25 protein-coding genes are annotated in these 26,441 nt (G+C 66.4%); 20 read left to right on the top strand and 5 right to left on the bottom strand.

All coding sequences use genetic code 11. The features are described from left to right. Nucleotides 1-47: 47 nt before the first annotated feature. From tldD to Q4610_RS07170, 4 genes are all read right to left on the bottom strand, one after another. Nucleotides 48-1,490, bottom strand: a complete 1,443-nt coding sequence (tldD, locus tag Q4610_RS07155) for a metalloprotease TldD (RefSeq protein WP_304535296.1) — start codon at nucleotides 1,488-1,490, stop codon at nucleotides 48-50. 45 nt (nucleotides 1,491-1,535) lie between these two features. Next, entirely contained in the window at nucleotides 1,536-1,763 is a 228-nt protein-coding gene (locus tag Q4610_RS07160; RefSeq protein ID WP_304535297.1) for a zinc-finger domain-containing protein, read from the bottom strand. 44 nt (nucleotides 1,764-1,807) lie between these two features. Next, nucleotides 1,808-1,999: a hypothetical protein gene (locus Q4610_RS07165; RefSeq protein ID WP_304535298.1), complete on the bottom strand. Its 192-nt coding sequence runs from the start codon at nucleotides 1,997-1,999 to the stop codon at nucleotides 1,808-1,810. A 102-nt stretch (nucleotides 2,000-2,101) separates the two neighbouring features. Continuing rightward, on the bottom strand, nucleotides 2,102-3,070 hold the full coding sequence (locus Q4610_RS07170) for a magnesium and cobalt transport protein CorA (RefSeq protein ID WP_304535299.1): 969 nt from the start codon (nucleotides 3,068-3,070) through the stop codon (nucleotides 2,102-2,104). Between the two features lie 224 nt (nucleotides 3,071-3,294). Between Q4610_RS07170 and Q4610_RS07175 the strand changes: the two genes are divergently transcribed. The 10 genes from Q4610_RS07175 (at nucleotide 3,295) to Q4610_RS07220 (ending at nucleotide 13,687) form a co-directional block, all read left to right on the top strand. Then, entirely contained in the window at nucleotides 3,295-3,816 is a 522-nt protein-coding gene (locus tag Q4610_RS07175) for a hypothetical protein (protein ID WP_304535300.1), read from the top strand. A 123-nt stretch (nucleotides 3,817-3,939) separates the two neighbouring features. Then, nucleotides 3,940-4,386: a hypothetical protein gene (locus Q4610_RS07180; RefSeq protein WP_304535301.1), complete on the top strand. Its 447-nt coding sequence runs from the start codon at nucleotides 3,940-3,942 to the stop codon at nucleotides 4,384-4,386. Beyond that, nucleotides 4,386-5,096, top strand: a complete 711-nt coding sequence (locus tag Q4610_RS07185; RefSeq protein WP_304535302.1) for a winged helix-turn-helix domain-containing protein — start codon at nucleotides 4,386-4,388, stop codon at nucleotides 5,094-5,096. Before Q4610_RS07180 ends, Q4610_RS07185 begins: the two co-directional genes overlap by 1 nt. Nucleotides 5,097-5,421: 325 nt before the next feature. Next, the gene (locus Q4610_RS07190; RefSeq protein ID WP_304535303.1) at nucleotides 5,422-6,120 is read left to right on the top strand and encodes a carbonic anhydrase; all 699 of its coding nucleotides are present in this window, start codon (nucleotides 5,422-5,424) and stop codon (nucleotides 6,118-6,120) included. Nucleotides 6,121-6,123: 3 nt separating this feature from the next. Beyond that, nucleotides 6,124-7,620, top strand: a complete 1,497-nt coding sequence (locus Q4610_RS07195; RefSeq protein ID WP_304535304.1) for a SulP family inorganic anion transporter — start codon at nucleotides 6,124-6,126, stop codon at nucleotides 7,618-7,620. Between the two features lie 290 nt (nucleotides 7,621-7,910). Next, nucleotides 7,911-8,756, top strand: coding sequence for a TorF family putative porin (locus Q4610_RS07200; protein WP_304535305.1), 846 nt, complete (start codon nucleotides 7,911-7,913; stop codon nucleotides 8,754-8,756). A 165-nt stretch (nucleotides 8,757-8,921) separates the two neighbouring features. Beyond that, complete coding sequence (locus Q4610_RS07205) at nucleotides 8,922-9,632, top strand: response regulator (RefSeq protein ID WP_304535306.1); 711 nt, start codon at nucleotides 8,922-8,924, stop codon at nucleotides 9,630-9,632. Beyond that, a complete protein-coding gene (locus tag Q4610_RS07210) occupies nucleotides 9,629-10,957 on the top strand; it encodes an ATP-binding protein (protein WP_304535307.1) in 1,329 nt (442 codons plus the stop codon). Before Q4610_RS07205 ends, Q4610_RS07210 begins: the two co-directional genes overlap by 4 nt. 92 nt (nucleotides 10,958-11,049) lie before the next feature. Further along, nucleotides 11,050-12,048: a serine O-acetyltransferase EpsC gene (gene epsC / locus Q4610_RS07215; RefSeq protein WP_304535569.1), complete on the top strand. Its 999-nt coding sequence runs from the start codon at nucleotides 11,050-11,052 to the stop codon at nucleotides 12,046-12,048. A 226-nt stretch (nucleotides 12,049-12,274) separates the two neighbouring features. Further along, nucleotides 12,275-13,687 (top strand): hypothetical protein, encoded by a 1,413-nt coding sequence (locus Q4610_RS07220; RefSeq protein ID WP_304535308.1) that lies wholly within the window; start codon nucleotides 12,275-12,277, stop codon nucleotides 13,685-13,687. A gap of 94 nt (nucleotides 13,688-13,781) precedes the next feature. Here the strand turns inward: Q4610_RS07220 and Q4610_RS07225 are convergent, their stop codons facing one another. After that, on the bottom strand, nucleotides 13,782-15,455 hold the full coding sequence (locus tag Q4610_RS07225) for an alkaline phosphatase family protein (RefSeq protein ID WP_304535309.1): 1,674 nt from the start codon (nucleotides 15,453-15,455) through the stop codon (nucleotides 13,782-13,784). A 76-nt stretch (nucleotides 15,456-15,531) separates the two neighbouring features. Here Q4610_RS07225 and Q4610_RS07230 point away from each other — a divergent pair, with 76 nt between their 5' ends. The 10 genes from Q4610_RS07230 to Q4610_RS07275 all read left to right on the top strand — a co-directional run bounded on the left by Q4610_RS07230 (nucleotide 15,532) and on the right by Q4610_RS07275 (nucleotide 26,407). Then, nucleotides 15,532-17,586 carry a protein-disulfide reductase DsbD family protein gene (locus tag Q4610_RS07230; protein WP_304535310.1) on the top strand — a complete coding sequence of 685 codons (2,055 nt, stop codon included), beginning with the start codon at nucleotides 15,532-15,534 and terminating at the stop codon, nucleotides 17,584-17,586. Continuing rightward, nucleotides 17,586-18,323 carry a TlyA family RNA methyltransferase gene (locus tag Q4610_RS07235; RefSeq protein WP_304535311.1) on the top strand — a complete coding sequence of 246 codons (738 nt, stop codon included), beginning with the start codon at nucleotides 17,586-17,588 and terminating at the stop codon, nucleotides 18,321-18,323. The genes Q4610_RS07230 and Q4610_RS07235 overlap by 1 nt, the downstream gene beginning before the upstream one ends. A gap of 101 nt (nucleotides 18,324-18,424) precedes the next feature. Further along, complete coding sequence (locus Q4610_RS07240; protein ID WP_304535312.1) at nucleotides 18,425-19,474, top strand: efflux RND transporter periplasmic adaptor subunit; 1,050 nt, start codon at nucleotides 18,425-18,427, stop codon at nucleotides 19,472-19,474. Between the two features lie 4 nt (nucleotides 19,475-19,478). After that, nucleotides 19,479-22,583, top strand: coding sequence for an efflux RND transporter permease subunit (locus tag Q4610_RS07245; protein ID WP_304535313.1), 3,105 nt, complete (start codon nucleotides 19,479-19,481; stop codon nucleotides 22,581-22,583). A gap of 25 nt (nucleotides 22,584-22,608) precedes the next feature. Next, a complete protein-coding gene (locus tag Q4610_RS07250) occupies nucleotides 22,609-23,157 on the top strand; it encodes a TspO/MBR family protein (protein WP_304535314.1) in 549 nt (182 codons plus the stop codon). 44 nt (nucleotides 23,158-23,201) lie between these two features. After that, nucleotides 23,202-23,501, top strand: a complete 300-nt coding sequence (locus Q4610_RS07255) for an accessory factor UbiK family protein (protein WP_304535315.1) — start codon at nucleotides 23,202-23,204, stop codon at nucleotides 23,499-23,501. 42 nt (nucleotides 23,502-23,543) lie between these two features. Beyond that, the gene (locus Q4610_RS07260; protein ID WP_304535316.1) at nucleotides 23,544-24,050 is read left to right on the top strand and encodes a type III secretion system chaperone family protein; all 507 of its coding nucleotides are present in this window, start codon (nucleotides 23,544-23,546) and stop codon (nucleotides 24,048-24,050) included. A 4-nt stretch (nucleotides 24,051-24,054) separates the two neighbouring features. Next, nucleotides 24,055-24,879 (top strand): pyrroline-5-carboxylate reductase family protein, encoded by an 825-nt coding sequence (locus Q4610_RS07265; protein WP_304535317.1) that lies wholly within the window; start codon nucleotides 24,055-24,057, stop codon nucleotides 24,877-24,879. 69 nt (nucleotides 24,880-24,948) lie between these two features. Next, a complete protein-coding gene (locus Q4610_RS07270) occupies nucleotides 24,949-25,446 on the top strand; it encodes an asparaginase domain-containing protein (RefSeq protein ID WP_304535318.1) in 498 nt (165 codons plus the stop codon). A 22-nt stretch (nucleotides 25,447-25,468) separates the two neighbouring features. Continuing rightward, nucleotides 25,469-26,407 (top strand): SGNH/GDSL hydrolase family protein, encoded by a 939-nt coding sequence (locus Q4610_RS07275; protein ID WP_304535319.1) that lies wholly within the window; start codon nucleotides 25,469-25,471, stop codon nucleotides 26,405-26,407. Nucleotides 26,408-26,441: the final 34 nt, after the last annotated feature.

Genomic DNA, 26,441 nt, shown 5'->3' on the forward strand with positions numbered 1-26,441 from the left:
ATGACGAACGCGCGGCGGAGTTCCCGCCACTCATGCACGCAAAAGGCTCAGGTCGCCGTGCCGCCCACGGTCAGCCCTTCCATCAGCAGCGTCGGCTGGCCCACGCCCGCCGGCACGCTCTGCCCGCCCTTGCCGCACATGCCGATGCCTTCGTCCAGCGCCCAGTCGCTGCCGATCCCGACCACCTTGGTCAGCGCGGTCGGGCCGTCGCCGATCAGCGTCGCGCCCTTGATCGGTTCTCCCAGCTTGCCATACTCGACCTTGTACGCCTCGGTGCAGGAAAAGACGAACTTGCCCGACACGATATCGACCTGGCCGCCGCCGAAGCTTTTGGCGAAGATGCCGGACTTCATCCGGCTCAGCAGCTCTTCGGGATCGTCCTTGCCGCCCTTGATGAAGGTGTTGGTCATGCGCGGCATGGGGGCATGGGCGTAGCTTTCGCGGCGGCCATTGCCGGTGGGTTCGACCCCCATCAGCCGGGCGTTCAGCCGGTCCTGCATATAGCCGCGCAATATGCCATCCTCGATCAGGATATTCTCGCGCGTCGGCGTGCCCTCATCATCGATGGACAGCGACCCGCGCCGGTCCATGATGCTGCCGTCATCCACCACGGTAACGCCGGGCGCGGCGACCCGCTGGCCGATCCGGCCGGAAAAGGCGCTGGTGCCCTTGCGGTTGAAATCGCCTTCCAGCCCGTGGCCGATCGCTTCATGCACCAGCACGCCGGGCCAGCCCGACCCCAGCAGCACGGTCATCTCGCCCGCCGGCGCGGCGACGGACCGCATATTGACCCGCGCCTGCGCCAGCGCCTCGTCGATCGCGCGGTTCCATACGCCCGCTTCCATGACCTGATCGTAGAGATAGCGCCCGCCAATGCCGAACGTGCCGGTTTCGCGCCGGCCATTTTCCTCCAGGATGACAGAGACGTTCAGGCGCACGAGCGGGCGGATGTCGGTCGCGGTAAAGCCGTCGGCGCGCACGATCTCCACCACCGACCAGCTTCCCGCCAGGCTGACCGACACCTGCGCCACGCGCGGGTCGCGGGCGCGGGCGGCGGCGTCGATCTCGGCGCACAGCGCGACCTTCTCGGCGAAGGGCACGATCTCCAGCGGATTGGCGTCGGTATAAAGGTGGCGGTTGGTGCGCTGGGGCGGGGGCGCGGGCTGGCCCTTGGCCGGATCGAGCAGGCTCAGCGTCTGCGCCGCCTTGGCGATCGCCGCCTCGCTGATATCGTTGGCATGGGCAAAGCCGGTCATCTCGCCCGACACGCCGCGCAGGCCGAACCCCGCGTCCGTCGAATAGTCGGCGGTTTTCAGCCGCCCATCGTCAAAGCCGAAGCTCTCGCTCGCCCGATATTGCAGATAGAGTTCGCCATCGTCGCACTGGCCCAGCGCCTGCGCGGTCAGGCGGCGCGCGCCATCGGGATCGAGCAGGCCCGGACGATAGAGAAGGCCACGGGCATCCGTGAAATGTGAAGCAATATCGGTCATGCCGCCCGATATAGGGGCGGCACGACCCAAGCCCAACGGAAAAATTTACAGGCTGGCGCCCGACGCGATATCCGGCTTGTTCGCCAGGTCGGCGGTATCGCCCGCACCGCCGATCAGCACGAACCGGCGGTCGCAATAGCCGCAATCGACATAGCCATGCTCGTCAATCTCCAGAAAGACGCGCGGATGGCCAAGGGCGGCGGGAATGTCCCCCGATCCGTCGCACGAGACGCGGGACTTGGAGACTCGGATGATTTCAGGCGGCTGGATCATGGCAAGCGGTTAGCAGCGCCGCCGCTGCGCCGCAATATCCGCCGTCACATCAGCGGCAGGCGCGGGCGGTCGCAATGACTGGAGCCGGGCCTGGAACCGGGCGTGGAACTGGCGCTCTTTGCCGCCTTGGCGGCGGGTTGCCACGCATCGCAATCCTTCGCCGCCATCACCGCGAAGGGCGACAGCATCAGCAGGACCGGCGCGACCGAGCCGCCAAGAAGCGTTGCACATGACATGCAGGAACATCTGTCACATCCATTCTTGCTGCACCATGAACGTTTCGCCTGCGCATCGCTTGTCCAGGCGCCAGCTTCCCCATGAAGGCCGGCTGAGGGCCGTCACAACCATTTCAGCTTCTTGAACCGGACGTAGAGCATGGTGCAGACCAGCGTGATCACGCCCAGCACCGCCGGATAGCCATAGATGCTCTTGAGTTCGGGCATATGGTCGAAATTCATCCCGTAAATCCCCGCGATCGCGGTCGGCACCGCCAGGATCGCGGCCCAGGCGGCAAGCTGGCGGGTGATTTGGCCGGTGCGTTGCTGTTCCAGCAGGTTGGAGGATTCGAACACGCTGTTCAGCACTTCGCGCAGGTCGTCCACCATCGTCTGGACGCGGCGCACATGGTCGCGCACGTCGCTGAAATAGGGGCGCGCCTCCTGGTCGATGCAGGGCAGGTCGATCTTGACGAATTTGGTTGCTACTTCGTGCATCGGGGTCAGGATGCGCTGGAACCGGATCAGTTGGCGGCGCAGGCTGAAAATGCGGGTGATGTCGTCGCGGCCCAGGAAATGGTCGATCATCTGCTGTTCCATCTCCAGCACTTCCTCCTCCACCCCTTCGATGATCGGCAGATAGCCGTCGACGATGAAGTCCAGGATCGCGTGGGCGACATAATCCACGCCCTGCGCCAGCCGGGTGGGCACCGCCTCCAGTTCCGCCCGCAGCGCCAGATGCGCGCGGGCCGATCCATGACGGACGCTGATGATATGGCTGTGCCCGATGAACAGGGCGGTTTCGCCATAGCAGATGGCGTCCTCCTCGATATGGGCGGTGCGCGCGACGACGAACAACTGGTCGCCATAGATATCGACCTTCGGCAACTGGTTGGCCTTGATCGCATCCTCCACCGCCAGCGGGTGCAGGCCGAACGTGCGTTGCAGCGTCTGCATTTCCGCGACGGTCGGGTCGGCGACGCCGATCCAGATGAATTCCGACTTGTCCTGTGCACAATCGACGCGCTCGTCGATCGATACGGCGCGCACGCGCTGGCCGTGGCGGTAGAGATAGGCGGCAACGACGGTCATGACGGTGGATGTTTCCTCCTTGTTTCCGCCGCCTAGCAAAAACCGGCGGCCGCGTCGCGCCTCTCCTGCGCTTCGTCGCATCCTGCCTTCAACAGGAAGCATTTTTGCCAAAGGGGCTGGCGAATGACTTTGGCCTGACATAGTTGGAGCCGAAAGGGGCGCATCGAGACAGGCGGCATCATGCTTCGCAGAAAGCAGGCCGCGCGTCGGAGTGGAGCCGTGCGTTGACTATCCTCACCATCGATTTCGAGGCGTCCTGCCTGCCGCGTCATGGCCGTTCCTTCCCGATTGAGGTCGGGATCGCGGGCGATGGCGTCAGCCGCAACTGGCTGATCCGCCCGCATGAAAGCTGGGCCGGCTGGGACTGGACGGCCGAAGCGCAGGCGTTGCACGGCTTGAGCCATGACCGGATCGTGCGGGAAGGGCAGCCGGCCGGCACCGTGCTGGCCGAACTGGCGGCCGCGGCCGCGGGGCGGCGGGTGATCGCCGACAGCCTGCTCGACCAATATTGGCTGGATACGCTGGCGCAGGCGGCCGGTATGCCCTCGCCCTTCCGCATCGACCATGTCGCCACCCTGTTCGATGAACAGGCGGCCGACGCGGCGCGGATCGCCGCGGCGGTGGCCTATGCCGATGCGCAGGGCGCGGTCCGGCACCGGGCGGCGGGCGATGCCCTGTGGCTGGCGGCGGTGGTCAGCCATCTTGGCGCGGCCCGTCCGGCCTCGCTGCTGCTGGCCGCGCAATAAGGCCCCGCCATTTTTCACGCTTCAGCAATATTTTGTTACCGTCAGCCCATCCCTCAGACATTCAGGCCGCCTAAACCCGACGCAATCCCGGCATGACCGCCGGCTGGCAAAGGAGAAGCGCCCATGTTGTTGCTTGCTATTGCGTCCCAGACCCTGGCCATGATGGCCGCGCCTGCCGCGCCCGTCCACAGCGCTGAAATCAGCCATGGCGCGCAGGCGTACAGCGCCAGCTATCACGCCAGCCCCTCGATCAGCCTGCGCCAGGTCGAACCGCGCTTTGCCAATCGCAATGCGGTGCCGGTCTGCCGCTGGCAGGCCGACGTGACCGTCAACCGCGCCGTCGCCGCCCAGGGGCGCGCCGTCCCGGCCTTTGGCAAGGCGATCCATCGCTTCGCCCCGCTGTCGGGCAGCTATGCCGGCAGTTGCGGCGCCGCCCGCAGCCAGATCGACGCCCAGGTCGCGCGCTACACCGCCGCCATGTCCGCCGAAGCGGCCGCCATCGCGCAGCGCGATCGCGCGGTGTTCCTGAACGAACTGGACAGCGTGCGTGCGCTGACCGTTCAGGGCTGATGAGTCCACCGCTGATATTGATCGCCGAAACACAATCGCAATTGCGGCATGATGTCCGCGACTATCTGGAGCAGAGCGGGTTCCGTGCCCTGCCTGCGGTTTCGGCGGACGACATTTTCCATGCCCTGACCAGCGCCCCGGTCGGCGCGGTGGTGCTCGACGCATCGCTGCGCGGGCCGGACGGCCTCGACCTGTGCCGCGACGTGCGCGAACGCAGCGATGTGCCGATCATCCTGGTCGGCGCCAACAGTTCGGAAGTCGACCGGGTGGTCGGCCTTGAACTGGGCGCCGACGATTATATGGCCAAACCCTATTCGGCGCGTGAGCTGGCCGCCCGCCTGCGCGCGGTGCTGCGGCGGGGGCGGGGTGATCGCGCGCTGGGCCTGCGCCGTCAGACCCAGGCGATCTTCGACGGCTGGGTGGTCGATTCCGCGCGGCGGGAGGTCGTCGATCCGCAAGGGGGGCAGGTCGCTCTGACCGCCGCCGAATTTGCCCTGCTGGCGGTGCTGATCGACCATCCGCAGATCGTGATCGCGCGTGACCGGCTGATGGAACTGGCCGGGGTGCGCGACACGCCCTCGTCCGACCGCAGCATCGACGTGCTGGTCAGCCGCCTGCGCCGCAAGCTGGGGAAGGGCGGCCGCGCCGCGCCGATCGTGACCGTGCGGGGCGTGGGCTATATGTTCAGCGCCATCGTCGATCGCCGCTAGAGCATCGTGCGGGAAAGCGGGAGCCGGCTTTCCGCCAGAAACGATGCGAAAACAAAAAACAGGAGCGCGCGGCCTGCGTCCGGTTAAACGCAGCGCGCTCTGGATGCCTGTCCCGCTAGATGCCTGTCTCGCTAGATGCCTGTCCCGCAATCCCTGAAGCGCGCAACGCCCGGTCGCGCGGCGTTGCGCGCGGGATCGGCAGGCTTCAACATCCAGACATATTTTATAACAAACCCGCTGCGACGCAGCAAAACCGCGTCCCTATCCTTTACATTATCCCGGCCCGCCCCCTGGCCGGAAAGTCATTTGCAAAAGGATAGACTCCATGAACGAGCTCATCGGTCGCGTTTTGAATTTCGAGACGACAGTCTTTCCCAATGAAAGCGCGCTCTACAATCAGTTGGCCAGCCATGGCCAAAGCCCCAAGGCGCTGATGATTTCCTGCGCCGACAGCCGCATCGTGCCCGAACATATCATGCAGGCCGCACCCGGCGACCTGTTCGTGTGCCGCAATGCCGGCAACATCGTGCCGCCGCACGCCACCCAGAATGGCGGCGTCACCTCCACCGTCGAATATGCGGTGATGGTGCTGGGCGTGCGCGACATCATCGTGTGCGGCCATAGCGACTGCGGCGCGATGAAGGCGCTGTCGACCAATGCCGACCTGACGGCCATGCCCAATGTCGCCGCCTGGCTGCGCCACAGCCACGCCGCGCAGAAGGTCTGCCGCGAAAGCTATCCCGACGATCTGAGCGACAGCGACAAGCTGCGCAACATGGCGCTGGAAAATGTCGTGGCCCAGCTTGCCCATCTGCGCACCCATCCCTCGGTCGCATCGGGCATCGCCCGCGGCGAAATCGCGCTGCACGGCTGGTATGTCGACATTCATGCCGGTCAGGTTCTGGGTCTGGACGGCGAAACCGGCCGTTTCTCGCCGCTGCGCGAAGGCCAGCCGATGCCGGTCGCGCTGCCCCATGGCCGTCGCCTCGCTGCGGACGCCGTTTACGCCCAGGCGGCGGAGTAAATCATGCTGAAGGCTTTTTCCGGCGGCAGCTTCGGCCGCGACTTCACGGCGTCCATCGTCGTATTCCTGGTGGCGATGCCGCTTTGCATGGGCATTGCCATTGCCTCCGGCGTGCCGCCGGAAAAGGGTCTGATCACCGGCATCATCGGCGGCATCGTCGTCGGCCTGCTGGCGGGCTCCCCCCTGCAAGTCAGCGGCCCGGCCGCCGGCCTTGCCGTCATCGTCTTTGAAATCGTCCGCGAACAGGGATTGTCGGCCCTGGGGCCGATCCTGATCCTGGCCGGCGCGATTCAGGTCCTGGCCGGCATCGCGCGGGTCGGCGGCTGGTTCCGCGCCATCTCGCCCGCCGTCGTGCACGGGATGCTGGCCGGCATCGGCGTGCTGATCGTGGTCGGCCAGTTCCATGTGCTGTTCGACGACAAGCCGCTGTCGAGCGGCCTGCACAATCTGATCGCCATGCCGGGCCAGATTTTCGGCCTGTCGAACGGCGACGCCGCCACCGCTTTCGCGGTCGGCCTCGTCACCATCTTTGGCATGCTGGGCTGGGAAAAATTCCGCCCCGCGTCCATGAAGCTGGTGCCCGGTGCGCTGGTCGGCGTCGTGCTGGCCACGCTGGTCGCCTTTGTCCTGGGCCTGCCGGTCGCGCGGGTGGTCGTGCCGGAATCGATCGTCGCGGCGGTCAGCCTGCCCGATTCGGGGCTTCTGGCGCAATTGATGAACCCGGCCATCATCACCACCGCCATCGCCATCGCCTTCATCGCCAGCGCCGAAACGCTGCTGTCGGCGGCGGCGGTCGACCGGATGCATGACGGCGTGCGCACCAACTATAACCGGGAACTCAGCGCCCAGGGCGTGGGCAACCTGCTCTGCGGTTTTGCCGGCGCGCTGCCGATGACCGGCGTGATCGTCCGCTCGTCCGCCAACGTGCAGGCGGGGGCGAAAACCCGCCTGTCGGCGATCCTGCACGGCATCTGGATTTTGGGCTTCGTCGCGCTGCTGCCCTGGCTGCTGCGTGAAATCCCGATGGCCGCGCTCGCCGGCATCCTCGTCATCACCGGCGTCCGGCTGGTGAGCGTGGCGCATGTCAAACATCTCTTCCATCTCTACGGCCCGCTTCCGGCCGTGGTGTGGGCGGCGACGCTGATCTGCGTCGTGGCGACCGACCTGTTGACCGGCGTGCTGGTCGGCATCGGCCTGTCGCTGCTCGAACTGCTGCCCCATGCCCGCAAGCTGCGCCTCAAGGTCGAGGAGGAAAGCCGGGGCGACGCGCATGAAGTGGCGTTGCGTGGCACCGCCACCTTCCTCAACCTGCCCGGCCTGTCGGCCAGGCTTGAATCCCTGCCGGCCGCGGGCCTCGTCATCCTGAATGTCGAACGCCTTGGCCATATCGACCATACCTGCGCGGAAATGCTGCGCGAATGGGTCGATCGCCGCCGGAGCGCCGGAGCGCCGGTGGAACTGTTTGGCGCAACCGGACGGATGCGCCAGCTCGTCGCCTGACCCCCCCCCATTGCCCAGGCGACGCAAGCCGCCGTGCCTCCCCCGGCACGGCGGCTTCTTCTTGTCCTGTTTCAATTTGGAAACACGATAGCAATATATATTGCCATTACAGAAAAAAACCGTGTTGCCTATATCACAGCCCCGCTGATCCTTTCGCAGGTGCAGTAAAAGCGGTTTGCCCGCTGGCCGCGACGGAATAGGTCATGGTCATCCGCCGGTATCGGGGACGATGATTCAAAGATCTTCGAACCAGAGCGGATGCAGGACGGAACATTCCAACGTTAAGGGGAATGTTCATGAAGTATCAAATCGCCTGTGCCGCTCTTGCGCTTCTTTCCAGCGCGCCGGCTTTCGCGCAGGAAGAACCCGCCAGCCCCGTCACCGTGACCGGCAGCGTCGGCCTGGTATCCGATTATCGTTTCCGCGGCGTGTCGCAGAGCGATCGCGGCATGGCTGTTCAGGGCGGCCTGACCGCCACCCATGAAAGCGGCTTCTATGTCGGCGCCTGGGGCTCCAACCTGGGCGGCTGGGGCCGTTTCGGCGGCGCGAACATGGAACTGGACCTGATCGCGGGCTATTCGGCCTCGCTGGGCGAAGGCACGACGGTCGATGTCGGCCTGACCTGGTACATGTATCCGTCGGGTGCTGACGAAACCGATTTCGCCGAACCCTATGTCAAGCTGTCGCACCAGTTCGGCCCGGTCAAGGGTCTGGTCGGCGTCGCCTATGCGCCCAAGCAGGAAGCGCTGGGCAAATGGTGCAGCGACGCGGCCTGCACCGTGTTCGATCCGGGCGACAAGGAAGACAATCTCTACGTCTGGGGCGACATCAGCGGCGCCGTGCCCAACACCCCGGTCACGCTGAAGGCGCATCTGGGCTGGTCGAACGGCAATAGCGGCCTTGGCCCGAACGGCACGTCGGTCGCGCCCACCGGCAAATATCTCGACTGGATGGTCGGTGCCGATGTCGCCATCCCCGGCACCCCGCTGACGCTGGGCGTCTCCTATGTCGACACCGACATCGCCCGTGTCGAGGAAGAGTATCTGCGTCCCAACTTCATGGTCAACGACAGCAAGGACTTCGGCAAGTCGATCGCGCGCAGCACGATCATCTTCTCTGTCTCTGCCGCCTTCTGATCCATGGCGCCGGGCCTGCTGCGTCAGGCCCGGCTGCCGCCTTTGCTGTGCCGTGACAAATTGTTGCTGCCGCCCGGATGCGGCGTTTCCGGCGTCCCATATGGTTGACCCCCGTTCCGGCCGGTCCTATCTCGCCGATATGATATCTCTCCCGTTGCCCAGCCTATGACCGCGCCCTCGATCATCCTCGTCGAAGACGATCCGCCGCTGCGCACGCTCACGGCCCGCGCGCTCCAGGAACATGGCTATCAGGTCCGTCCCGCCTCTTCGGGGCCGGAAATGTGGGTGGCCTTCGATGCCGGCCCGGTCGATCTTGTCGTGCTCGACGTGATGCTGCCCGGCACCAACGGCATTGACCTGTGCCGCCAGATCCGGCGCAAGAGCGACGTGCCCATCATCTTCATCAGCGCCAAGGGCAGCGAAACCGACCGTATCGTCGGGCTGGAACTGGGCGCGGACGATTATCTCCCCAAACCTTTTGGCACCCGCGAACTGATCGCCCGCATCCGCGCCATCCTGCGCCGCGTCGGCGTGGAGCGCGGCCCGGACGAACATCGCGAAAGCGAAGCGCGCTTCGACGGCTGGACCGTCAATTTCCCGCGGCGCGAACTCAGCTCGCCCACCGGCGCGGTGGTGGAACTGACCGGGGCGGAATTCGACCTGCTCGGCTCCTTCCTCAGCCATCCCCAGCGGGTCATCGCCCGCGAACGGCTGATCGAACTGTCGCGCACCCGCATGGGCGACAGTTCCGACCGCAGCATCGACGTGCTGGTCAGCCGCCTGCGCCGCAAGCTCACCACGACGGACAAGGCCGCGCCGATCACCACCGTCCGGGGCGTGGGCTACATGTTCAATGCAGAGGTCAGCCGCGCTTGACCCTGCATGTCAGGGGATCGCTGGGGCTGCTTGGCCGCCTGTTTGCGATCCTGCTGCTGACCGTCACCCTGGAATTCGCGGTCGGCACGCTGATCTACGAACGCACCAGCCAGCTTTCGCTTCAGGATGATGAGGCGCGGCGGCTGGCCGAACATCTGGTCATCGCCCGTAAATTGCTGGCCGAACAGCCCCGCGTCGAACGCCCGGCGCTGGGCCTGCAACTGACCACGGACCGCTATGACGTGCACTGGTCGCCCTCCGCCCCGCCGCCCCATCAACTGTCGCCGGAACTGGCGCGGATGCGGCAACAGGTGGTGGCGTGGGAACCCAGCCTCGAACGCTCTGCCCTCTGGCTGCGGCTGAACCCTGGCCGGCCGTCGGAAATCAACGGCGGGCTGCGGCTGGGGGACGGAAGCTGGCTCTATTTCGCCATGCATAACAGCGGCGGCAAATGGGCCTTCACCCTGGGCCGGATGGGGCTGGCGCTGATCCCCGTCATCGCCCTGCTGGTCGCCGCCTGGCTGCTGATCCGCCAGACGCTGGCGCCGCTGCGCGACCTGACCCACGCCACCCACAAGATCGGCCGTGGCGTCGAAGTCCTCGTCCCGGAAGCGGGCACCAGCGACGTGCGCAACCTCATCACCGCCTTCAACGCGATGCAGGCGCGCATCCATCGCCTGATCGACGAACGCACCGAAACGCTCGCCGCCGTGGGCCATGACCTGCGCACCCCGCTGGCCCGGCTGCAATTGCGGCTGGAAGGGGTGCGGGACCGGGACGTGCAGGAAGCCATGGCTGGCGATCTGGAAGAAATGGGCGCGATGCTCGAATCGCTGCTCGCCTTCCTGGGCGGCGAACAGGAACCCGAACCGCCCGTCCGCACCGACATCGCCGTCACCATCGCCACCATCGTCGATGCTTTTCAGGACCATGGCGATGATGTGCGCTATGACGGGCCGGACCATCTGGAAATGGAGGTGCGCGCCCTGTCGCTGCGCCGGGCCGTGCGCAACCTCATCGAAAATGCGCTCCATTATGGCGATCGCGCCCGTGTTTCGCTCGATCGGGTCGGGACCGAATTGCTGATCCGCGTCGATGATGACGGTCCGGGCATCCCGCGTGACCGGCTGGAGGAGGTGTTGCGGCCTTTTTCCCGTCTGGATGACTCGCGCCGGCGCAACACGCGCGGCCTTGGCCTTGGCCTTGCCATCGTGCAAAAGGCGGTCAGTGCGGAGGGCGGCCGCCTGACCCTCGCCAACCGGCCCGAAGGCGGCCTGCGCGCCGAAATCTGCCTGCACCTGCCGCGCTCGTCGGGCCGCAGCTAAAAGAGAAACTGTCCCGCCCCAAGCAAAACTCGTTTATCGCCGTCGCCGCGTCCACGCTATGCCGGCGGAAACAGGTGCATGAGGCAGATAGCATGGTGGACGGGCCGGACGATGATATCGTCGATGGATATTGGGATTTGGACCAACTGGTCGCCGACCTGAGCGGCGCGCGCGCCCGCTGGCGGCAGGCGCAGCGGCATCATGCCGAATATGGGGCGGAAGGTTTCCCCTCGCGCGCCAACCTGACCCGGATCATGCAGTCGCTGTGCGGCGCGCTCTTCCCGTTGCGCCTCGGCCCCAGCTTCGTGCGCCTCCATAATGAGGACGCCTTCGTCGCTGAAACCCTCCAGACCGTGCTCAGCCGCCTCTATGGCCAGATCCGGCTCGAACTCATCTATGTGCTGAAAGACGAGCCGGCGGACGCGGTGGACCGGGAAGCGGCGCGGATCATCGGCGATTTCGCCCGCGACCTGCCGGCCCTGCGCGTCTTGCTCGACACCGATGTCGATGCCGCCTTCCTGGGCGATCCCGCCGCGCGCAGCGTGGATGAAGTGCTGATCTGCTACCCCTCCATGCTGGCGATCATCCATCACCGGCTGGCCCATCGCCTGCATCAACTGGGGGCGCCGCTGGTCGCGCGGATCATCTCGGAAATCGCCCATGGCAAGACCGGCATCGACATTCATCCCGGCGCGACGATCGGCCGCGCCTTCTTCATCGACCATGGCACCGGCGTCGTCATCGGCGAAACCGCGATCGTGGGCGACCGGGTGCGCCTCTACCAGGGCGTCACGCTGGGCGCGCGCAGCTTCCCCTCGGACGAAAAGGGCGCGCTGGAAAAGGCGCTGCCCCGCCACCCGATCATCGAGGATGATGTGGTCATCTATGCCGGGGCGACGATATTGGGCCGGATCATCGTGGGCAGCCGGTCGGTGATCGGCGGCAATGTCTGGCTGACCGACAGCGTGCCGGCCGACTCCCATGTCCGCCAGGCCAAGGCGCAATATGAAGTGACCAGCCGGGTCGATGTGTCCGCGCCCCATCGCGTCCATGCCATGGCGCATGGCGACGATGCGGGAAAGACTATCTGACGATCGCGTCCCTGATCGACGGGCTGCGCGCCTTCACGGTCATCCTGGACTGGTCCGCTTTGGATAAAGCGCATTGTGTGTGAATATAATATATGGTCTATTGTCCGGGGTTCGGTGTTCCAGGCAGTAAATGGTCGCATCAATATATTGATATATAAATAATTGTCGAAGAATCGCCGGGGTGTCCATTTTCACAGGCTGGGGCATGTCGACAATGATATCTAATATGGCGCGTCGCGCAGGCCGTTTGATGCTGGGCAATCCTGGCATGACATTCATCAAGCAAAGTCAAAATCTCAGGCAGATCGTCGCGGCCTATGGCCAGTGCATCGCCGTCCTCATTGCATCGACCCGGACCTATATCCAGCAGCGGCTGGATGAGCCTGCGACATCGGGCGGCCCGGACATCGCCCAACTGGAAAAATGCCTTATCAGGATCAAGGAACTGGAAAAGGACTTCCAGAGCGTCCGTGAAAAAGAGGAAAAAGGCGAAGTATCCGAAGACCGCGATGGCGTGGAAGTGACGGCTTTCGAACGCTATATCGAAATAGACGCCCAACTGATTGCAATCATTCCGGGCGATTTCCTTGTGGCGCGTCGCTGGATATTGCTCGACCGGATGCGGCGGGTGTCCCCGCAAAAGGCGCTGATCGAATATGAAGGATCGCTGCCGCCCTCCATGGACAAGGGCAAGCGCGACAATGCGGACATGATCCGCGCCGACCTGCTCAGCCTGTCCACCTATATGCAGCAACTCTATATCCTCAATGCCCGGCGCGAACAGACGCTGGCGTCGATCAAATGGTGGTTGCTGTCCCGCGTGATCGCTGTCGTGCTGGCCATCGCCGTCATTTTCTGGCTGGCCACCGTCGCCACCCCGGCGCGGCTGCCCTTTGCCCCATGGGAATTGCCGTGGATGCCGACCGCCCTTGTCCTGATCTTCCTGACGGGCATGGTCGGCGCGGTGGTCAGCATCAGCCGCAAGTTCCAGGATATTGGCGGCCAGAATATTCTGGTCGCCGACCCTTTCAACGAACTGGTGTCGCTGAACTTCAGCCGCGAAAGCATCGCCGGATCGATCGCTTCCGGCGGCGTGTTCGCGCTCGTCCTGTACCTGATGGTCATTTCGGGATCGACCGACGCGCTGGGGCTGGACATGCGCTTCTTTCCCAGCCTGACGGAAAAGCGGACCATCGTGGATGTCGGTGAAAGGGAGGATGCAGGCAACGGCACGACCAGCGCCCCGGCGGCTCCGGCAGCCACTGCGGCGCCCGCACCCGTCGCGCCGGCAGCGCCCGCAACCCCGACAGCCCCTGCACCCCCCACGTCCGGCAGCGCGGCGAAGGGCAAGGCGACCGATCCCGGCCCGAATGCCGGTCAGCCTGTCGCACCGCCGCGACAGCCCGCCGCCCCGCCGGCGAAAACGAAACTGCTCAATGCGCAATATATCGTCCGCGCCAATGATCATGTGCCGATGGGCATTGAAAAACTGTCGAAGGCGCTGGGCTTTTTCTACAATGCCGACATATTGCGCATGATGCTGCTGGCATTTCTGGCCGGCTTTGCCGAACGCCTGGTGCCGGACTCCATCGACCGGCTGGTGCGCAAGGAAAAGGCGGTGAAGGAAGCGGCCGTCTGATCCCGGCTTTCCTGCGGGGACCGGATGATCGCACCGGCAGGCGCCGCGCCACGCAGGGTGGGGCGGCGCCTGCGCCCTTGGCATGGCGCGGCGTTCACTGCCCCGCGCAGCTATCCCCGTCACCGGCGATCAGGTCCAGGCAGCGCCCGTCAATGTCGCTCTTGGCCACCGGCAGCCCGATCAGCGCGGCAAGGCTCGGCATGATGTCCACCGTCTCCACGCCCAGCGGCTGTTCGAACGGCCGCATCCCCTTGCGCCAGAACAGGATCGGTACGCGGCGATCCGTGTCCCAGGGCGATCCATGGGTCGCGACACTGCCCATCGTCGCCTGCTCCGGGATCGACATGACGCGCGGCTTCAACAGCAGCAGCAGGTCGCCCGACCGTTCGGCATCGAAACTGGCGCGCGCTTCCTGGATCAGGCTCCAGCTTTCGGGCGGACCGGACGGGGATGGGGTGGCGGCGATCTGCGCCTTGGTGAACACCACCTCCACCTGCGGATGGGCGCGCAGCAACGTCAGCGTCGCCGCCTCCACCCGCGCGCGTTCCGCCGCCGTCAGGCCCTTGTCGAAATACAGGTCGCCCGCCGGCCCGTCGGCCCAGATGACCTGCCTGCCGGGCAGGCCGGCCTTCTGCGCCACCGCATTGGACAGCGCCTTGGGCGTCAGCGCCATGTCGACCCGGCTTTCCATCGGCATGGCGTTCAGCCGGTGGCGTTCGGGCAAGTCATGGCCGCCATGGTCGGCGGTCAGCACCACCACATAATCGATCCCGTCCTGGTCCAGCCGGTCGAAAAAGGCGCCCAGTTCGCGGTCCAGCCGGTCGACCTGGATGCAGCTTTCGGTGCCCTCGGTGCCATAACTGTGCCCGATATAGTCGGTCGCCGACAGGCCGATCGATATGATGTCGGTCTGCGCCTGCTTGCCCAGCGCCATGCTCTCGATCGCGGCGGCGGCGAAGGCCAGCGTCATCGCATCCTGTTCGGGCGAGATGCGGAACGCCTTGTAATCGCCCGCCGCCCGCGCGAATCGGCCGGTGCCCACGCGCTTGTCGCCCGCCTGCACGGCGAAATCCTTCGCCACGCACTGGGCCGGCAGCGCGAATCCCGGATTGGCCTGGGCCAGCCGTTGCGCCATCGCTGCGTTCACCTTCGCGACCAGCGGCGGCGTGGCGACGCCCTTGTAACTGACATAGCCCTGCGGCCCGCCCAGCCACCAGACCTGGTCGGCGGTCGGCCCGCCCATCATGATCGCCGCCCGATCCTTGCCCGCGACGGACACGACGCGGGTGGCGGGGTTGGCGATCTTCATCCGCCCGCCCAGCGTCGGCACTTTCAGGTGCACTGGCGACGCGGCATAGGTGCCACTGCTGCTGCCGGGCACGCTTTCATCCTCGGCGCAATAGATCGCCTTGTCGGCACGCGGCGTGGACAGGTCGAACCAGCTATTGGCGATGATGCCGGTGCGCGACGGGCGGCCGCCGGTCAGGATGGTCGAATGGCCGGGGCAGGTTTCGGTCGCCGCATGGCTCTGATAGCCGCGCGGGAACACCGCGCCCTCGTGCGTCAGCCGCTTGAGGCCGCCGCTATAATATGGGCGATATTCGCTGAACAGGTCCGCGGAAAACTGGTCCACGCTGATCGCGACGATCAGCCTGGGCGCAGTTGCAGGCACGCTCGCCGGCGCGGCGGCGGCACCCGGCGCGGGTTGCTGCGCCGCCAGCGGCATGGCGGTGGCGATCAACAGGGCGGCGACGGCTTTCTTGAACATCTGCTGTACCTTCTCCAGCCTTGACGGCGAACGCACCCGGACCTAGCCCCCATGCATCCACCCGACCAGAGGCCCGATGCGGATTTTTCAAGTCATATTGATGACGCTCGCCATGCTGGCGGGCGCATCCGGCGCGCAGGCGCAGGGCACGTCCGGCAATGGCCCGGCGCATATCGCCGCGCAACTGGTCGCCGAAAGCGCCGCGCCACAACCGGGCGCGGGCACCACCATCGCCTTTGCCATGGCGCCGGACTCCGGCTGGCATGGCTATTGGGAAAATCCCGGCGACGCGGGATTGGGCATGACCGTGACATGGACCTTGCCCAGGGGCGTGCACGTCGGCGCGCTGCGCTATCCGGTGCCCGAAACGCTGCTGATCGCGGGCCTGATGAACCATGTCTATGAAGGCCCCTATGCGATCCTCGCCGACCTGAAGGTCGCTGCGGACATCGCGCCGGGCACGCGCCTGCCGGTGCGGGCAAAGGCGCAATGGCTGGCCTGCACGGACAAGCTGTGCGTGCCCGAAAGCGGCGACCTGTCGCTTGATCTGATTGCCGGCGACGGCACAGTCGCCGCCGCGACCCGCGCGCGCTTCGACACATGGCGCACCCGTCTGCCCCGGCCGCTGGGGTCGCAGGCAACCTATGCGATCCGGGACGGCAAGCTGCGCCTGTCCGTGCCGTTTCCCGCCAGCGCGCCGGCAAGCGACCTGCATCTCTTCCCGCGCGCCGAAGGGCTGGCCCGCTACGCCGCGCCGCAGACGGTGACGCGCGATGGCGACCGGCTGCTGGTCGAGACGGACGCGGGCCAGGGCCAGGGGCAGGGGCAGGGGCAGGGGCAGAACAAGGGCGGGACGGTACAGGCGGTGCTGCGCACCGGCGATCATGTCGGCTTCCTGCTGACGGCCCGGCCCGGCGCTGTCTCATCTCCTGCGGACGGCGGGCAACTGGGCACGATCCTCGCCGCGCTGGGCGGCGCGCTGCTGGGCGGCCTGCTGCTCAACATCATGCCCTGCGTTTTCCCGATCCTGGGATTGAAGGCGATGAAGCTGGCCAGGGCCGGCGGCGACGAACGCACCGTGCGGCGGGAGGCGCTGGCCTATGCGCTGGGCGTCATCCTCACCTGCCTTTTGCTCGGCGGCGCGCTGCTGGCGCTGCGCGCGGCGGGCGGGGCGGTCGGCTGGGCCTTCCAGTTACAGGATCCGCGCATCATCCTGGCGCTGCTGCTGCTGGTGACGGGCATCGCCTTCAACCTGGCCGGGCTGTTCGAACTGCGTGCCTATGGCGGGGGCGGGGGGCTGGCGGGGAAGGGCGGGCTTGCCGGTTCCTTCTGGACCGGCGCGCTGGTCGCCTTCGTCGCGACGCCCTGCACCGGCCCGTTCATGGCAGCGGCGATGGGGGCGGCGCTGCTGCTGCCCGTGCCGGCCGCGCTGGCGATCTTCGCCGGCCTCGGCCTCGGCCTCGCACTCCCCTTCCTCCTGCTCGCCTTCGTTCCGGCGCTTCGCAATCGTTTGCCTAAGCCTGGAAACTGGATGGGCCGGTTCCAGAACATCCTCGCCATCCCCATGTTCCTGACCGCGCTCGGCCTTGCCTGGCTGCTGGGGCAGCAACGGGGCGTTGCGGGCATGACCATCGGCCTTGGCGCGGCCCTGCTGCTGGCGCTGCTGCTCTGGTGGCTTGGCGGTCGCCAGCGGCTGGGCAAGGGCGGCGGCCCGGTCGCCGCGCTTGCCGCGCTCGCGCTGTTCGCAGCCGCCGCTCTGGCCCTTCCGGCCAGCGCCCCGGCCGCATCGGGAAAAAGCGATTCAGTTGTACACTTCGCTGTCACGGAACTGGCCCGGCTCCGCGCCGCCAACAAGCCGGTTTTCCTGTATTTCACCGCCGACTGGTGCCTCACCTGCAAGGCGAACGAGGCCGCCGCGATCGACCGCGCCGAAACCCGCGCCGCGTTCGACAGGGCGGGCGTCACCGTCATGGTCGGCGACTGGACCAATGCCGATCCCGCCATCACCCGCTTCCTCGAAAGCCAGGGCCGGTCGGGCGTCCCGCTCTATCTCTGGTATGCGCCGGGCAAGGAGGGGCGGCCCCTGCCGCAACTGCTGACCCCCGGCACCCTGACGGCGCTGGTGCGCTGATGGCCAAGGTTCGCGCCGACCAGTTGCTCGTCGACAATGGCCTTGCCGAAAGCCGCGCCCGCGCGCAGGCGCTCATTCTCGCGGGCCTCGTCTATCTGGGCGACCGGAAGGTGGAGAAAGCCGGGCAGCAGGTCGCCGCCGACGCCGATCTCGACGTGCGCGGCCGCGACCATCCCTGGGTGTCGCGCGGCGGCATCAAGCTGGCCCATGCGCTGGACGAATTCGCCATCGACGTGACGGGCTTCGTCGCCATCGATGTCGGCTCCTCGACCGGCGGCTTTACCGACGTGCTGCTCAGCAATGGCGCGGCGAAAGTCTATGCGGTGGACAGCGGCACCAACCAGCTCGCCTGGAAACTGCGCTCCGACGACCGCGTGATCGTCCATGAACAGACCAGCGCCCGCATCCTGACCGACGCCCATATTCCCGAACCGATCGACATCATCGTGTGCGACGCCAGCTTCATCGCCCTGTCCAAGGTGCTGGAAAAACCGATCAGCTTCGCCCGCCCCGGCGCGCGGATGGTCGCCCTGATCAAGCCCCAGTTCGAGGCCCGGCGCGAGGAAATCGGCAAAAATGGCGTCGTGCGTGATCCTTTGGTCCACCAGCGCGTTTGCGCGGAGGTTCAGGACTGGGCGCAGGCGCAGGGCTGGACCGTCGCGGGGCTGACGCAAAGCCCGATCACAGGGCCGCAGGGCAATGTCGAATTTCTGCTCTACGCCCGGCTTGGCGGATAATGGCCCCATGTTCGTTTTCGAAGCTGCCGACCCGGCATCGATCCGCCGCACATCATGCCACCTGACATCATCTCGTTCGTAAAGGCCAGTATCTCCCTGCCATGCGTCCCATCCCGCCCATCGTCCTCGCCCTGATCGTCATGAGCCTTGCCGGGTGCGGCGGGAAGAAAGAGGAAAAGCCGCGCGCCGTGCCGCTGGTGGAGGTCCGCGCCGTCGCCACGACCGGCTTCACCGACGCGATCGAGGCGGTCGGCACCGCGCTCGCCAATGAACAGGTGGTGCTGTCCGCGCCGGTGACGGAACGGATCACCTCGCTCAACTTCGCCGATGGCGGCTATGTGGCCAAGGGGCAGGTCATCGCCACGCTGGCGGTGGGGCAGGAAAAGGCCGAACTCGCCGCCGCCGAAGCGGCCGCGCTCCAGGCCGGGCAGCAGCTTCAGCGCATCCAGGCGTTGAAGGCGCGCGGCTTCGCCACCGGGGCCTCGCTGGAACAGCAGGTCGCGACCGCGAACGCCGCCCGCGCCAATGCCGACCTTGCCCGCGCCTCGATCAGCGATCGTGTCATCCGCGCGCCCTTTGGCGGCTGGGTCAGCCTGCGCACCGTGTCCCCCGGCGCGATCGTCACCGCCGGCACCGCCATCGCCACGGTCAGCGACATCAGCCGGATCAAGCTGGACTTCACCGTCCCCGAAACCCGGCTGGCGATGATCCGCGCGGGCATGCCGATCCGCGCCGTCGCCGCCGCCTGGCCCGACCGGCCGTTCGATGGCACGATCGCGACGATCGACCCGGTGATCGACCCGGCCACCCGCGCCGTCAGGGTGCGCGCCATCCTGCCCAATCCGGGTCATGCGCTCAAACCCGGCATGCTGCTGACCGTCAGCGTCCTCGCCCGCCAGCGCCAGTCGATCGCCGTGCCCGAACTGGCCGTGGTCGGCGATGGCGACGAACGTTTCGTGTTCGTGCTGGAGGATCGCACCGCAAAGCGGGTGAAGGTCGACACCGGCATCCGCCAGAATGGCCTGGTCGAAATCACCGGCGGGCTGCAATCCGGGCAGAAGGTCGTGACCGAGGGCGTCGTCAAGCTGACCGACGGCGCCAGGGTCCGCCTCGCGGGTGACAAGCCCCGTGCCGCCAGGGCCGCGGGCTGAAGCCATGCAGCTATCCGATCTGTCCGTCCGCCGTCCGGTCTTCGCCGCCGTGGTCGCGGTGCTGCTCTGCATCGTCGGCGTCGTCGGCTATATCAGCCTGTCGGTGCGCGAATATCCTGATACCGATCCGCCGATCGTGTCGGTCGAAACCAGCTATACCGGCGCGGCCGCATCGGTGGTGGAAACCCGCATCACCCAGTTGATCGAGGATGCGGTGGCCGGGGTGCAGGGCATCCAGACCATCACCTCCACCTCGCAGGACGGCACCTCCAACATCAATATCGAATTTGATCCGTCGCGCGACATAGACAGCGCCGCCAACGATGTGCGCGATCGTGTGGGATCGGTGACGGAGGATCTGCCGGAGGACGCGCTGGCGCCGGAGATTCGCAAGGTCGATTCGGACGCGCGCGCCATCCTCTTCATCGCCTTTTCCCGCCCCGGCTGGTCGTCGATCCAGATCAGCGACTATCTCGACCGCAATATTGTCGATCGCTTCGCCGCGATCGATGGCGTCGCCCGCGTGACGATCGGGGGGGAGGCGCGGCCCTCCACCCGCATCTGGTTCAACGCCGAAAAACTCGCCGCCTTCGCCCTGACGCCGGGCGATGTGGAAAATGCCATGCGCGCCCAGAATGTCGAACTGCCCGCCGGCCGGTTCGAATCGAAGGACCAGAATCAGACGCTGCGCGTCGAACGCCCCTTCGCCAGCCCGGAACAATTCGCGACCCTGGTGGTCGGGCGCGGCGCGGACGGCCATCTGGTGCGGCTGGGCGATGTCGCCAGGATAGAGACGGGGGCGGAAAACCCCTATAACAGCTTCCGTTCCAATCAGGGCAATGCGATCGGCATCGGCGTCATCCGTCAATCGGGCGCCAACACGCTGGATGTCGCGCAAAAGGCCAAGGCGCTGATCGCGGACCTCAAGCCCACCCTGCCGCAAGGGATGCGGGTCGCCGTCGGCACCGACGAATCGCTGTTCATCGAACGTGCCATCGACAATGTCTATGACACGCTGGTCGAAGCGGCGCTGCTCGTCATCCTCGTCATCTTCCTGTTCCTGGGGTCGGTGCGCGCCACCATCATCCCGGCCATCACCGTGCCGATCTGCCTGCTCGCCACCTGTGCCGTCATGTGGCTGCTCGGCCTGTCGATCAACCTTCTGACCCTGCTCGCCTTCGTGCTGGCGATCGGCCTTGTCGTCGACGATGCCATCGTCGTGCTGGAAAATGTCTATCACCGCATCGAACAGGGCGAAGACCCGCTGGTCGCCGCCTATCTCGGCACGCGGCAGGTGGGCTTTGCGATCATCTCCACCACGCTCGTCGTCTGCGCCGTGTTCGTGCCGGTGATGTTCCTGGCCGGTCAGACCGGGCTGCTGTTCCGCGAACTCGCCATCGCGATGATCGCGGCGATCGCCTTCTCCGGCTTCATCTCGCTCAGCCTCGCGCCGATGCTCTGTTCCAAGCTGCTCAAAAACAGCGAGCGCGGCCGGCTGGCGCGCTGGATCGACGCCCGCTTCCAGCGGCTGGAGGACGGCTATGCCCGCTGGCTCGACGGCGCCCTGCGCAGGCCGCTGCTGCCGCTGGCGGCGGTGCTGATCTTCCTGGCCATCGGCGGTTTCTTCTTCACCCGCCTGCAAAATGAACTCGCCCCGGCCGAAGATACCGGGGTGGTCGAAGCGCAGATCAGCGCGCCCGAAGGCACCGGCTATGCGCGGATGCTGGCCTATATGAAGAAGATAGAGGATGACCTTGCCTATCTGCGCAAGGATGGCACGCTCCAGAATCTGGTCATCCGCACCCCGGCGGGCTTTGGCGCGACCGACGATTTCAACGCTGGCAACGTCATCGCCTTCCTCCGCCCCTGGGAGGACCGCACCATCACCACCGCCCAGGTCGCGACCATCATCAACAAGGTGATCGCCGACCAGCCCGGCGTGCGCGGCAATGCCGCGCCGCGATCGGGGCTGGGGCGCGGGCGCGGCCTGCCGGTCAACATCGTGCTCGCCGGCTCCACCTATGAAGGACTGGTCGCCGCGCGTGATCGCATCATGGCCGCCGCCGCCGACTATCCCGGCCTCATCAATCTCGACAGCGATTACAAGGAAAGCAAGCCGCAGATGCGGATCGAAACCAACCTCGCCCGCGCGGGCGACCTTGGGGTTTCGGTCAATGATGTCAGCCAGGCGTTGCAAAGCCTGCTGGGGTCGCGCCGGGTCGGCACCTATGTCGACCGGGGCGAGGAATATCGCGTGCTGGTGCAGGCGGAGGATGACGGCCGCCGCACCGTCGCCGACCTGGAACGGATCAACGTGCGTAGCCGCACCGGCGCGCTCGTCCCCCTGTCCGCGCTCGTCACCGTCCGCGAAGTCGCCGGCCCGCGTCAGCTCAACCGCTACAACAAGCTGCGCGCCATCACCCTGACCGCCGCGCTCGCCCCCGGCACGTCGCTGGGGCAGGGCCTTGCCTTTCTGGAGGATCAGGCGCGCCAGTCGCCCGAAATCCTGGCCATCGGCTATCGCGGCGAAAGCCAGTCGCTGCGCGAAACCGGCGGGTCGATCTGGCTGGTGTTCGGCCTCACCATCCTGATCGTCTATCTGCTGCTCGCCGCCCAGTTCGAAAGTTTCGTCCATCCCGGCGTCATCATCGCCACCGTGCCGCTCGCGGTGGCGGGCGGGGTGCTGGGGCTGGCGCTGACCGGCGGCACGATCAATCTCTACAGCCAGATCGGCATCGTCATGCTGGTGGGCCTGGCCGCCAAGAACGGCATCCTGATCGTCGAATTCGCCAACCAGCTCCGCGATGAAGGGATGGAGGTGGCGCAGGCCATTCGCGAAGCCGCCAGACGCCGCCTGCGTCCCATCCTGATGACATCGATTGCGACCGTGATCGGCGCGGTGCCGCTGGTCATCCGCGGCGGGGCGGGGGCCGCGGCGCGCCACTCGATCGGCACCGTCATCGTGTTCGGCGTCAGCCTGGCGACGCTCATCACCCTGTTCCTGATCCCGATCTTTTATTCGCGCGTTGCCAAGCGGACGGTTTCTCCGCAAACCGTGGGCCGGAAGCTGGAGTCGGCGTTGAAGGATTCGCCTGAACCGGCCGAATGACATATGCGGGGAATTGGTGCCGTCGATGAACCAGATTGCGTCCCAGGGTCAGTTGCGTCTCGCCTATCTGCGATGGGCGCTCTTCACCGTTCCCACGATCGTCGCGCTCGGCTTCCTGTCGGGCAAATTTGCCAATAGCGGCTTTGGCAACCGCTGGTTCGATGCGCTGGAAAAGCCTGCGCTGATGCCGCCGGGCTGGCTGTTCGGCGTCGCCTGGACCATCCTCTACATCCTGATGGCGCTCGCTCTGGCGATCGTGCTGCACGCGCGCGGGGCGCAGGGGCGGGGACCGGCGATCGCGCTGTTCCTGGTCCAGTTCCTGCTCAATCTCGCCTGGTCGCCGCTTTTCTTCCGCTTTCATCAGGTCGGCGGCGCGCTGGCGCTGATCCTCGTGCTGATCGTCGCGGTGGCCGTCACGACCCTGCTTTTCTGGCGCATTCGCCGCTTCGCCGGCGTGCTGCTGCTGCCCTATCTGCTCTGGCTGGCCTTCGCCTCCTTCCTCAATTATGAGATCGGCCGCCTGAACCCGGATGCGGCCACCCTTGTCGCGCCGGCGCTCAGAACCCAGATATGAATGATGGGCGCGCTGATCGGCGTGCCGCAACAAGGACAAGTGCAATGCAGAGCGAAAACCGCTTTTTCGACGATCTGGCCAAGCTGGTGAACGGCGCCGCCGGCACGGTGGCGGGCATGACGCGCGAGTTCGAATCCAACGCGCGCGAACGCGCCAAGGAATGGATCGGCGGCATGGAATTTGTCTCGCGTGAGGAATTTGACGCGGTCAAGGCGCTCGCCGCCGCCGCGCGCGAGGAAGTGGAATTGCTCAAGGCGCGGCTCGATGCGCTGGAAGGCAAGGCCGGCGAACCGCTCACCAGGACCGTGAAGGCCGCCAAGCCCAAGGCGACGAACGCCGACTGATCCTGTCTGTCCTTTCGCCCTTTGCGGTGTTAAGGCGCGCCGATGATGGATAGCGACGAATATGAACATGGCGGCGGGGAAGCCGCGCCAATCGACATGCTGGCCGCCTATTTCGAGGCGCATGGCTGGTCCTTCGACCAGGTGGGCGAGGACGAAATCGTCGCCAATACGCAGGGGTCGTGGGCGCAATATGAGCTGCGCGGCATCTGGCGGGACGAGGATCAGGTGCTCCAGCTCCTGGCCTTGCCCGATATTCGTGTCGCCGATGAAAAGCGCGCCGCCATCTATGAAACGCTGGGCCTGATCAACGAACAATTGTGGATCGGCCATTTCGAACTCTGGTCGTCCAGCGGCATCATCCTGTTCCGCCACGGCGCCCTGCTGGGCGCGGGCGGCACGCTGACGCTCGACCAGGCGCAATTGCTGGTCGAAACCGCGATCGACGAATGCGAACGCTTCTATCCGGTGTTCCAGTTCGTGCTGTGGGGTGGCAAGTCGCCGTCGGAAGCGATCTCCGCCAGCCTGATCGAAACCCGCGGCGAAGCCTGATCCCATGACCCCGACCTGGCCCGATCATCTCTTCCTTGTCGGTTGCGGCAATATGGCCGGGCAGATGCTTGTCCGCTGGCTGGACTGCGGCCTTGATCCCGCGCGCGTCACCGTGCTGCGCCCCAGTGGCCGGCCGGTGGCGGACGGCGTGCGCGTCGTGACCGCCTATCCCGCCGCGCTGCCCGCCGGGACGACGGTGCTGCTGGGCATGAAACCCTATCAGATCGCCGATGTCGCCTCATCGCTCGCGCCGCTCTGCGTTGCTGACACGCGCATCGTCTCGATCCTCGCCGGCACGACGCTGGCCGAACTGCGCGACCGCTTCCCCGGCCCGCGCGCCATCGTGCGCGCCATGCCCAACCTGCCGGTGGGGCTGGGGGAGGGCGTGACCGCGCTGTTCACCGACGCCACGACCGACGCGGCGGCCAGGGCCGCCATCGACGCGCTGATCCAGCCGCTGGGCCTGGCCGAATGGATCAGCGACGAAACCCTGTTCAACCGGGTGACGGCGCTGTCGGGCTGCGGCCCGGCCTTCCTCTTCCGCTTTGCCGATGCGCTGGCCCGCGCGGGCGAGGCGATCGGCATCCCGGCCGATCAGGCCGCGCGCATGGCGCTGGCCACGGTGCGGGGGTCCGCCACCATGGCCGCCCGCGCCAGCGCCGACGCCGGTGACAGCCCCGCGACGCTGGCCGACCGCGTCGCCAGCCCCGGCGGCATGACGCGCGAGGGCCTCAACGTCCTCGACGCTGACGACCGGCTGCTGACGCTGCTGACCGACACGCTCGCCGCCGCCCGCGACCGTGGCGAAGCGATGGCGCGCGGAGAATAACCGCTTTTTCCGTGCGCCCTGAGCCTGTTCGAAGGACGCTTCTTGTATTCATCTGGTATGGAGTTCCCCATGCTGTCGCCCGATACCCCGATCCTGCTGCTGACCACCGGCGGGACCATCGACAAAATCTATTTCGATGCCCTCTCCGACTATCAGGTCGGCGAAACGGTGATGGCCAAGCTGCTCGACATCGCCCGCGTCAAGCGGCCCTTCCGTATCGAGGAAGTGACGCGCAAGGACAGTCTGGAACTGGACGATGGCGACCGCGCGCTGATCTGCGCCCGCGTTGCCGCCGCGCCCGAACGCCACATCGTCATCACCCATGGCACCGACACGATGACCGATACCGCGAAGCAGTTGGCCGGGATCGAGGGCAAGACGATCGTGCTGGTCGGCGCGCTCGCCCCGGCACGCTTTGGCGAAAGCGACGCCAGCTTCAACCTCGGCATGGCCTTCGCCACGGCGCAGGTCGCGCAGCCGGGCGTCTATATCACCATGAGCGGATCGGTGTTCCGCGCCGACCAGGTGGTCAAGGACCGGGCAAAAGGGGCTTTCGTGCCGCTTTGACGGGCGGAACCGGACAGAGGCGATGACAGGCATGGCGGCCGGCCCGGTCGATTTCGCCATGTGCGGGAGGCAAAGGATGAACGGGCAATATCGGGCGACCATGATGGCGGCACTCTGGCCCGTCCTCTTGCTGGCAGGGTGCGCCACCGCGCCGGTCGCGCCGTCCACGCGCTACGTCGCTCTGGGCAGTTCCTTTGCGGCCGGGCCGGGCATCACCGTGTCAGCGGACGACCCGGCCAACCGCTGCACCCGGTCGCGGGACAATTATGCGCATCAACTCGCGCGGCTGCGTCATCTCGATCTGGTCGATGTCAGTTGTGGCGGTGCCACCACCGCCCACCTGCTGGGACCATGGAACGAACTGGCGCCGCAACTGGATGCGTTGACGCCCGACACCGCCCTGGTGACGATCACCATCGGGGGCAATGATGTCGGCTTTGTGGGCTATCTGTTCGCGCAATCCTGCAAGACGGTACAGGAGCGTCCCGACCTCGAACAGGCATCCGCCATGTGCAGGGGGATGGCGGCGCGGCAACCTGCCGGGCCGGCGCCCGCTGCGCCGACCCAGGCCATCTGGGCGAAACTCGACGCCGACCTGGACCGGGTCGTCGCTCAGGTCCGCACGCGCGCGCCGCGGGCACGGCTGATCTTTGTCGATTATGTCTCCTTGCTGCCGACGGGCGCGCCCTGTTCGCAAGTGCCGCTGTCGATGGACGCTCTTGCAACCGCACGGGCGACGGCCGATCGTCTGGCAGGGATCACCGCCACCGTGGCGCAGCGCAACGGTGCCGAAGTGCTGCGTGCGTCGGACCTGTCGCGCGGCCATGACGCCTGCGCGGCCGAACCATGGTCGAACGGCCTCGTCGCGCGTCCCGGTGTCGATCCGTTCACGCCCTATCATCCCAATCTGGCGGGAATGACGGCGATCGCGACCGCGCTGGACGATCTGCTGCGGCGCTGAAGCGTCAGGGAACCGTCGCGTCCTTCCATGCATT

Origin of the sequence: Sphingobium cyanobacteriorum (genome assembly GCF_030580935.1) — a bacterium.
GTDB classification, from domain to species: domain Bacteria; phylum Pseudomonadota; class Alphaproteobacteria; order Sphingomonadales; family Sphingomonadaceae; genus Sphingobium; species Sphingobium cyanobacteriorum.